This window comes from Pseudomonas sp. SG-MS2 (assembly GCF_009933855.1).
GTDB classification, from domain to species: Bacteria; Pseudomonadota; Gammaproteobacteria; order Pseudomonadales; family Pseudomonadaceae; genus Aquipseudomonas; species Aquipseudomonas putida_E.
The window spans coordinates 23,796-30,318 of record NZ_MOMO01000239.1; the positions used below are offsets into that span (position 1 = coordinate 23,796).

The 6,523-nt window shown below is 57.7% G+C and carries 7 protein-coding genes; 1 reads left to right on the plus strand and 6 read right to left on the minus strand.

All coding sequences use genetic code 11. From position 1 onward, the window contains the following. On the minus strand, positions 1-456 hold the full coding sequence (locus BLX42_RS21915; RefSeq protein ID WP_119687283.1) for a hypothetical protein: 456 nt from the start codon (positions 454-456) through the stop codon (positions 1-3). 443 nt (positions 457-899) lie between these two features. Between BLX42_RS21915 and BLX42_RS21920 the strand changes: the two genes are divergently transcribed. Next, complete coding sequence (locus BLX42_RS21920) at positions 900-1,469, plus strand: hypothetical protein (protein ID WP_161872607.1); 570 nt, start codon at positions 900-902, stop codon at positions 1,467-1,469. 117 nt (positions 1,470-1,586) lie between these two features. Here BLX42_RS21920 and BLX42_RS21925 read toward each other — a convergent pair whose 3' ends face one another. The 5 genes from BLX42_RS21925 to BLX42_RS21945 all read right to left on the minus strand — a co-directional run. Continuing rightward, positions 1,587-2,393, minus strand: coding sequence for a transporter (locus tag BLX42_RS21925; RefSeq protein WP_161872610.1), 807 nt, complete (start codon positions 2,391-2,393; stop codon positions 1,587-1,589). Positions 2,394-2,449: 56 nt separating this feature from the next. Then, the gene (locus BLX42_RS21930; protein WP_115274477.1) at positions 2,450-2,980 is read right to left on the minus strand and encodes a hypothetical protein; all 531 of its coding nucleotides are present in this window, start codon (positions 2,978-2,980) and stop codon (positions 2,450-2,452) included. An 82-nt stretch (positions 2,981-3,062) separates the two neighbouring features. Further along, positions 3,063-3,731: a DUF3313 domain-containing protein gene (locus BLX42_RS21935; RefSeq protein ID WP_115274476.1), complete on the minus strand. Its 669-nt coding sequence runs from the start codon at positions 3,729-3,731 to the stop codon at positions 3,063-3,065. Between the two features lie 46 nt (positions 3,732-3,777). Further along, positions 3,778-5,040, minus strand: coding sequence for an OmpP1/FadL family transporter (locus BLX42_RS21940; RefSeq protein WP_256345731.1), 1,263 nt, complete (start codon positions 5,038-5,040; stop codon positions 3,778-3,780). A gap of 121 nt (positions 5,041-5,161) precedes the next feature. Next, positions 5,162-6,523, minus strand: a 1,362-nt coding sequence (locus tag BLX42_RS21945; RefSeq protein ID WP_161872609.1) for an alkyl/aryl-sulfatase, incomplete at its 5' end; no start/stop codon positions are given.

Genomic DNA, 6,523 nt, shown 5'->3' on the forward strand with positions numbered 1-6,523 from the left:
CTATCGAAACTGCTGTGAAGCGCTGGCGATACGCTGGTACTTACGCAGCTGCCGGTTGACGCTGCGGATATCCAGAAAGAATATCTCTGCGCTGCGCCATAGCAGCATCCAAGCGGTGACGGTAACGACTCCCACGGGGATGGTGCCTTCAATGCCCAGCGCCGTGCCTGCGAGCACCAAGGCTAGCGCCAAGCCCAGGAGTGTCAGCGCTACCAGCCGCTGCGTGCGGATATCCCCTCTGAGCTGTTCGCTCTTTTGTGCAAAGGTATTTCTGATGGCTTGCTGCAGGCGTTCTCGCTCCTCTTCCGGGCAGCGGATCTGCAGACTCAGCGCTGGGTGATACCAGGCACTATCTGACAGGTATTCCACCAGCTCGGGGCTTAGCTTGGGATTGTCCGGCGAGGCAAATGGATTGAGGTAATCCGGGGTGATCGTCAGATCGATGTTTTTAGTCATGACGAACCTCTAGCTGGTTGAGTTGTGTCATCACGCTCTGCGGGGTGGACAGTTGTCAGCTGGCGGCGCATACGCGGATGCCTCTGCGTGCGACCGTAAGTAAGCCAGCGAAATCGCCCCGATTGAATCGATCGACAGGTCGCTAGCCGCTCTCCATCAACCGTAGCACTGGATCGGGAGAGGCCATCCACTACCGGCCGCTTTCGACGCAAAGCAGACAGCGATCCCAAGCTCTGTGGTCAGTTCCGGCCTCATCGCCGGCAAGCCGGCTCCCACTGGAATATCTCCAGCCTTGAGGCATGCGCTGTACGTGTGGGAGCCGCGCTTGCCGGCGATGGGCCGCGAAGCGGCCCGCAGTTCGCCGCGCTGGTGGAATATATCCCCGTCGCCCAGACTGCGTTGTGCTTGTGTGAGCTGGTCTTGCCGGCATTGGGGACGCTACCATGACAGCCATTGATGCCCAACGTGCTCAATCTGTGGCGCCCACAAGGAAGAACCTTGGTGATATTCACCTTCGAATACAGCTGAATCCCATGGATAAAACGGAACTTCAAACCCTGATAGTCAAAGTTAAAAAGTATTTCGCAATTTTCTCTTTGATCTGTATTGCATGCGTTCTCACATACGGATACCTGCACAAGCCGGAATTTCCGGCTGAGGTACTGCTCAAGCAAGATTTCATTGCGGGGCAATCGATCTACATCGTTCAGGATGCCCGAGATCCAGATGAGCCCAAAAGCCTTAGGTTCTACGTCAACGACGGCGACGGCGACGGCAGGAATAATGCGACGATGAAGGTGCTGCTCGCCAAGACCCCGCCTTTCCTGATCTCGGACACTGACTTGAATGACGTGGTAATCCAGCGTGTGTCCAACGGGCTACACATCAAGCTCAAAGGCGCAGTCTCGCGTTATCAGAGCGACCTTTACCTTCAGGACGGTGACACTTACACCACGTACCGTGTAAGCCTTGAACAAGTCGAAACGCGACCGCCTTTGCCGAGTGGTCGGTAAGCTGGGCGGCCTCTCTATTAGCCGACACTACTGACGCTGGAGAATCGATGATCGACGCACCTATGCTGCCTGGGGGCTGGGGGCTGGAGGAAAAGCAAAGCAGTGCGTGCTTCAGGATCAGCGCGGGAACAGCAACGTCACAGCAAAGCGAAAGCCCCAGCCTTCTGGGCCATTATCCGGTGAATCGAGCCAGTAACGCGGCCCGGCTTGGAGGGTGATGGGGTGACCACCAACTTTCAGTAATTGGGTTACCGTCAGGTTGACCGGAATGGCCCATTCTTTGGATTGCCAGTCGTAGGTCGATTCACTGTTGATGCCAAATGTGGTCAACGAGCTGTTCGTGTATGAAAGAAACGGCTGCATGAACGTCTGGCTGACCTTCTCCTTACCATCTGCAGGGCTGCCCTCTAGCCCCCAGATATGGTTAGCCAGTATCCCGTGCGTCCAACCGTTGGCTTGCTTCAAGGCTACCGCAGTCGGTCCGAGCCCCCATTGTTCACTGCTCAGCACGTCGTTGCTGCCTGTTGGAATCAATAGCGCCGGCCCTGCGCCGAGAATCCAGCCACTGGCAGTGGGTTGTTTCGGGGAAAAAAAGAAGCTCTGGGTCACATCGCCCACGCCAGAGGTATCTGCCGCGCCACCCAAGCCGTGCTGGTCGACGACTGGCAGGATAGTCCTGGAGATCAGGTTCCAGTCATCATTCAGGCTGAAAGGTAGAACGGGCTGGATGTTGGTCAGGCTGCGCTTGCCATTGCCGTCCGGGCCCATTTTCTGGTCCCAATTATATTGCACCGGCAAGCTGTACATGGCCGCAACCGGGTTCAGCGCTTTCTTGGCAAGCTCTGCCGAGTCCTCTGCTTGCCCTTGCCCGGTGTGCGCCAGCAACGCGAGTGCGTAAAGCGGGTAGCATTTCCTTTTCAACATTGTATCTCCCGTCAACTGAAAGCCACGTCGTTTTGAGCGGCGCGGGTATTCGGCGATCAAGCGTGATTCGACATCTCGGTCTGCTTTGGCGGCAGCGGGCCAATGAACATTTGCTTTAAGCGCTTGCGGCCAATGACGCGTGCCAGTTCCGCGATGACGCAATACATGAATATCAATGTGATCAGTAAGATCTGAACTGCCCAGAAACGAGGCCAGTTCATGGAAGACCATAACAGGGCATTCGCATCGAGCAGGCCGGGCGCCTCTTTCCAGTAGTCATACAGACGCTCCAAGTAATGAACGATCAGTGCGACCAGGGCATACATGAGTGTTTTCCAGGTGACGTTCCAGATCAGCGGCTTGTCGGGAAACCGGTTGATGAAGGGCAGCATATCGGCAACCAGAACAGACTTGCCCAATATGAGAGCGGCGATCAGTACCGACGCTGAGACAGGCAGCTCCACCCCTGACCCTTTGATCATGAGCGCGCGGATCAGGGCAACGATGTGCAGAATCACGAAGAAAAACACGGTGGGAGGAAGCACTTTCAGGAATTCATGTTTAATTTTGAGCATGACCGTATTCATCGGGGCATCCTTAGGCCATCAAATCTCGGCATGAAATTGCGGTGCCCCCCTGACGCACATCCACGGCAGGGGGACCTGCGGGCTACTTCTTCAGGGCCTGGAATGAACTGACCATGTCCCTGGCCCAGCCATCGAGCACGGCACGGGCGTCCGAGGCCTGCATGATTTGCGAGGAATTGTCCAGTTCAGCGCCTGCACCTTTGCGCACCACTGCGGCCACCACCTCATTGGTACTCCCGTCAAGGAATGCAGCCTCGGTAGCCACGCTGGTGTCTTGGTCGCGAATACCCGTGGCCGTACTGATGCCGGCTGCCACCAGCGCGATCGGGATCACCTCATACGGGCGCAGCCCCTTGGTTTTGGCACTCACCCCAGTGATCGCCGGGCGCACCACCAGTACACCTGGCCCGGGGCTCGTAGCGAGCGGCAGGACCTTGGAAAACTGGTTTTTCAACGACTGATCGTAGTACTGGGTTATGCCTTGCAAGGTTTGCTGCGGAATCTTCGCGGTTGGTTGCGGCTTGGGGTAAAACTGGCTGGGTTCGACATACACGCTGGTAAATTGGTTGGCATCAATGCCAGGCTTGATCCAGCGCGTAACCTTCGCGCCCGAAGGAGATTCATCCTCCTTGAGCTTGCTGTAGTCCTTCAGAAACCCGGAGTATTCGTCGGGCTCAACGTATTTGCTCGCACAACCATGCAGTAAAAGCGATGTGAGACACACTGTTGCAATAAGCGCCTTACTTTTCATGCAACTTCTCCTTCCACGTATAAGCATTGTCCAAGGATCAAAACCTTCAGAATCGCCACGTCGCACCGCCACCGATGATGTGCAAGGCGGCGTTATCGAAAGTGCCTGACAACGTGTCGCCGGAGCGTGCCTTGGTCTGCTCCACGTCCATGTCGCCGAGCCAGACCAGTGTGTAAGCCAGATGCAGGTCCAATCCTTCTTCCACCTGATAGTTCACCCCGGTTGCGAAGCGCCACGCCTCCCCCATCGGGTTGTCCACGGTGCGATCCTTGTCATCCACGGCCGAGCTGTCATACCCCACCCCAAAACTCCAGCGCAGCTGGCGGGTCGCCTGATACTGGGCTCCAACCGAGGCGTGCCAGGTGTCCTTGTACTTGCGATCGACCGTGCGGCTAACCCCGACGGCATTGGCATCCACCTCTACCCCGATGTCACCGAACTCGCTCCAGTCCTGCCAACCCAGGCTTCCCAGCAATGTCCACTGCTCGTCCAGCTGGTGGGCCACGCTGACTGTCGCGGTCTGCGGCACGTTCATGTCCAGTTCCAGCGTGTCCACCGCCAGGCGGTTGAGTGCGGCATTGATGAGGGGGTTGTTGATATCGCTGACATGTGGACTGTCCTCGAACTCCAGCTTCACCTTGCTGGTGTAGGCCAGGCCAATCCGCGTGCGGGAGGCGAGCTGGTAGAGCAGGCCCAGGTTCACGCCAATGCCGAAGTCAGTGTCCTTGTATTCGAGCTGGCCATCGGGGCGATCGACCAACCCGAGCAGGCTGTTGTTGATGGCCACCTCGGTGCGGTAATAGCCGAGCATCATGCGTGGGCCGATGCCGACGGTAAGGTCATCGGTGAACTTGTACGCAAAGGTGGGTTGGAACGAGACGCCAATCACCGCCGATTCCTGGGTGAAGTAGCGCCCTGCCCAGTCATCGTCGTAGTCCAGCGCCAAGCCGAAGTTACCGTACATGCCGAACCCGATGGCCGAGCGGTCATCGAGCTGGTGGCTGATGAACAAGCTGGCGCCCGGCAGGTATTGCAGAGCGTTACCGCCCTCGTTGCCATCGAACTGGTTGCTGCTGTCACGTGAGTAGCGCAGGTCGCCGAGGATAACCTGGGCATTGGCGCTGATCTGCGTGCCAGGCAGCAGGGCGATGCCTGCGGGGTTGGACATCAACACGCTGGGGTCGGTGGCGAGCGCAGCCGAGCCAGCATTGGCCAGGCCGTTACTTTCCTGGCCGGCTTCATAAATGAAGATGCCTCCGGCTGACACGTTGGTGCTGTGAGCAAACAACAGAATAAACGTTGCAGGCATCCACCATTTGGTGTGATCCATACGATTCGTCGTGGTCATGGTCCCTGACTCCTCACTTTGAAAAGAGCAGGACACCGATGGCTCGATGTCCTGCTTGATGCAACCTGCGCCAAGGGAGCAATCAAGGTGTAACGATCGGGAACCAGAAGTCGAAGTTGTCCATGTAGCTCATCAACTCCTCAAGCTTGCCTTCGGCACCCTCGACTTTGACGTCACCTGCGCCCACCGCGTCCTTGAGCGTGGTTTCCTTGAGCATCAGTTTGTTCAAGGTGTCGCGCGTCAGGCTGACCGTGGCGTCGGCGTTTTCGGCTTGCGAGCCTTCGGTGTGGTTGAGCACGCCATTGACCATTTCCACCAGGTATTTCTGTTTAAGGTCGGTGAAGTCAAAGTTAAGGGTAATGTGCTTGTCTTCGACCTCCGGCCCTTTCAGGCGCATGGCCAGGTAGTCGAAGAACAGGTCAAGGTCCATCGCCCGGACCGTATCGGGGCTGGCCGTGTCTGGCGTCGGCAACTGTTTCACGCCATCGCGCAGTTCCTTGGCACCGGTGAGGTAGAAGTTGCGCCATGGCCCGCTTTCAGCCTGGTAACCCAGCTGCTCGAGTGTGTCGGCTTGCAGGTTTTTCGCTGCCTGGTTGTTCGGGTCGGCGAAGACCACTTTGTTGACCACCTCGGCTACCCAGCGGTAGTCACCCTTGTCGTAGTACTCCTTGGCCTTCTTCAGCACTGCGTCGGCGCCGCCCATCATCTCGACGTAGCGCTTGGACGACTCTACCGGCGGCAATTCATGCAGCGTCGCCGGGTTGCCGATGAACCAGCCCATGTACAGCACATAGGTGGCCTTGACGTTGTGGTTCAAAGACCCGTAATACCCACGGTTGGAGAAGCGCGAAGCGATCGATTTCGGCAGCTTCACCTGCTCGGCAATCTCGGTCATGGTCAGACCCTTGTTGGCCAAGCGCAGCGTTTCATCGTTGATGTAGCGGTACATGTCCCTCTGCGACGACAGTTGCTCCTTGACCTCCTTGTTGCCCCACACCGGCCAGTGGTGCATGGCATACATGACCTGGACGTCTTTGCCCCACATCTTCAGCGCTTGGTTGAGGTACTTGGACCACGGCAGCGGCTCGCGAATTTTTGCTCCGCGCAGCGAGTAGGTGTTGTGCATCGTATGGGTGGAGTCTTCGGCCGTGTTGAGGGCTTTTTTCTCGTGGATGTAATAGAGCATCTCGGCTGGCGCCTCGCTGCCCGGCGCGTAGAGAAACTCGTAGGTCAGCCCATCGATCGTGCGCTTCTCGCCGGTTTTCTCGATGATGTCGGTCGGCGGGATCAGGGTGACCGTGCCGGCAGAAGTCGTGGTGCCCAACCCTGCGCCCAATTGGCCCGTTTCGTTCGGCGGCAGCAGGTTGCCGTACATGTAACTGGCCCGGCGGCTCATGGCGGTGCCGGCCATCACGTTCTCCGCAACGGCGTGCTCCAGGAAGCC

Coding starts and splice junctions, on each gene's coding strand:
- BLX42_RS21915 (WP_119687283.1), bottom strand. CDS start 456: ATGACTAAAAACATCGATCTGACGATCACCCCGGATTACCTCAATCCA.
- BLX42_RS21920 (WP_161872607.1), top strand. CDS start 900: ATGACAGCCATTGATGCCCAACGTGCTCAATCTGTGGCGCCCACAAGG.
- BLX42_RS21925 (WP_161872610.1), bottom strand. CDS start 2,393: ATGTTGAAAAGGAAATGCTACCCGCTTTACGCACTCGCGTTGCTGGCG.
- BLX42_RS21930 (WP_115274477.1), bottom strand. CDS start 2,980: ATGAATACGGTCATGCTCAAAATTAAACATGAATTCCTGAAAGTGCTT.
- BLX42_RS21935 (WP_115274476.1), bottom strand. CDS start 3,731: ATGAAAAGTAAGGCGCTTATTGCAACAGTGTGTCTCACATCGCTTTTA.
- BLX42_RS21940 (WP_256345731.1), bottom strand. CDS start 5,040: ATGCCTGCAACGTTTATTCTGTTGTTTGCTCACAGCACCAACGTGTCA.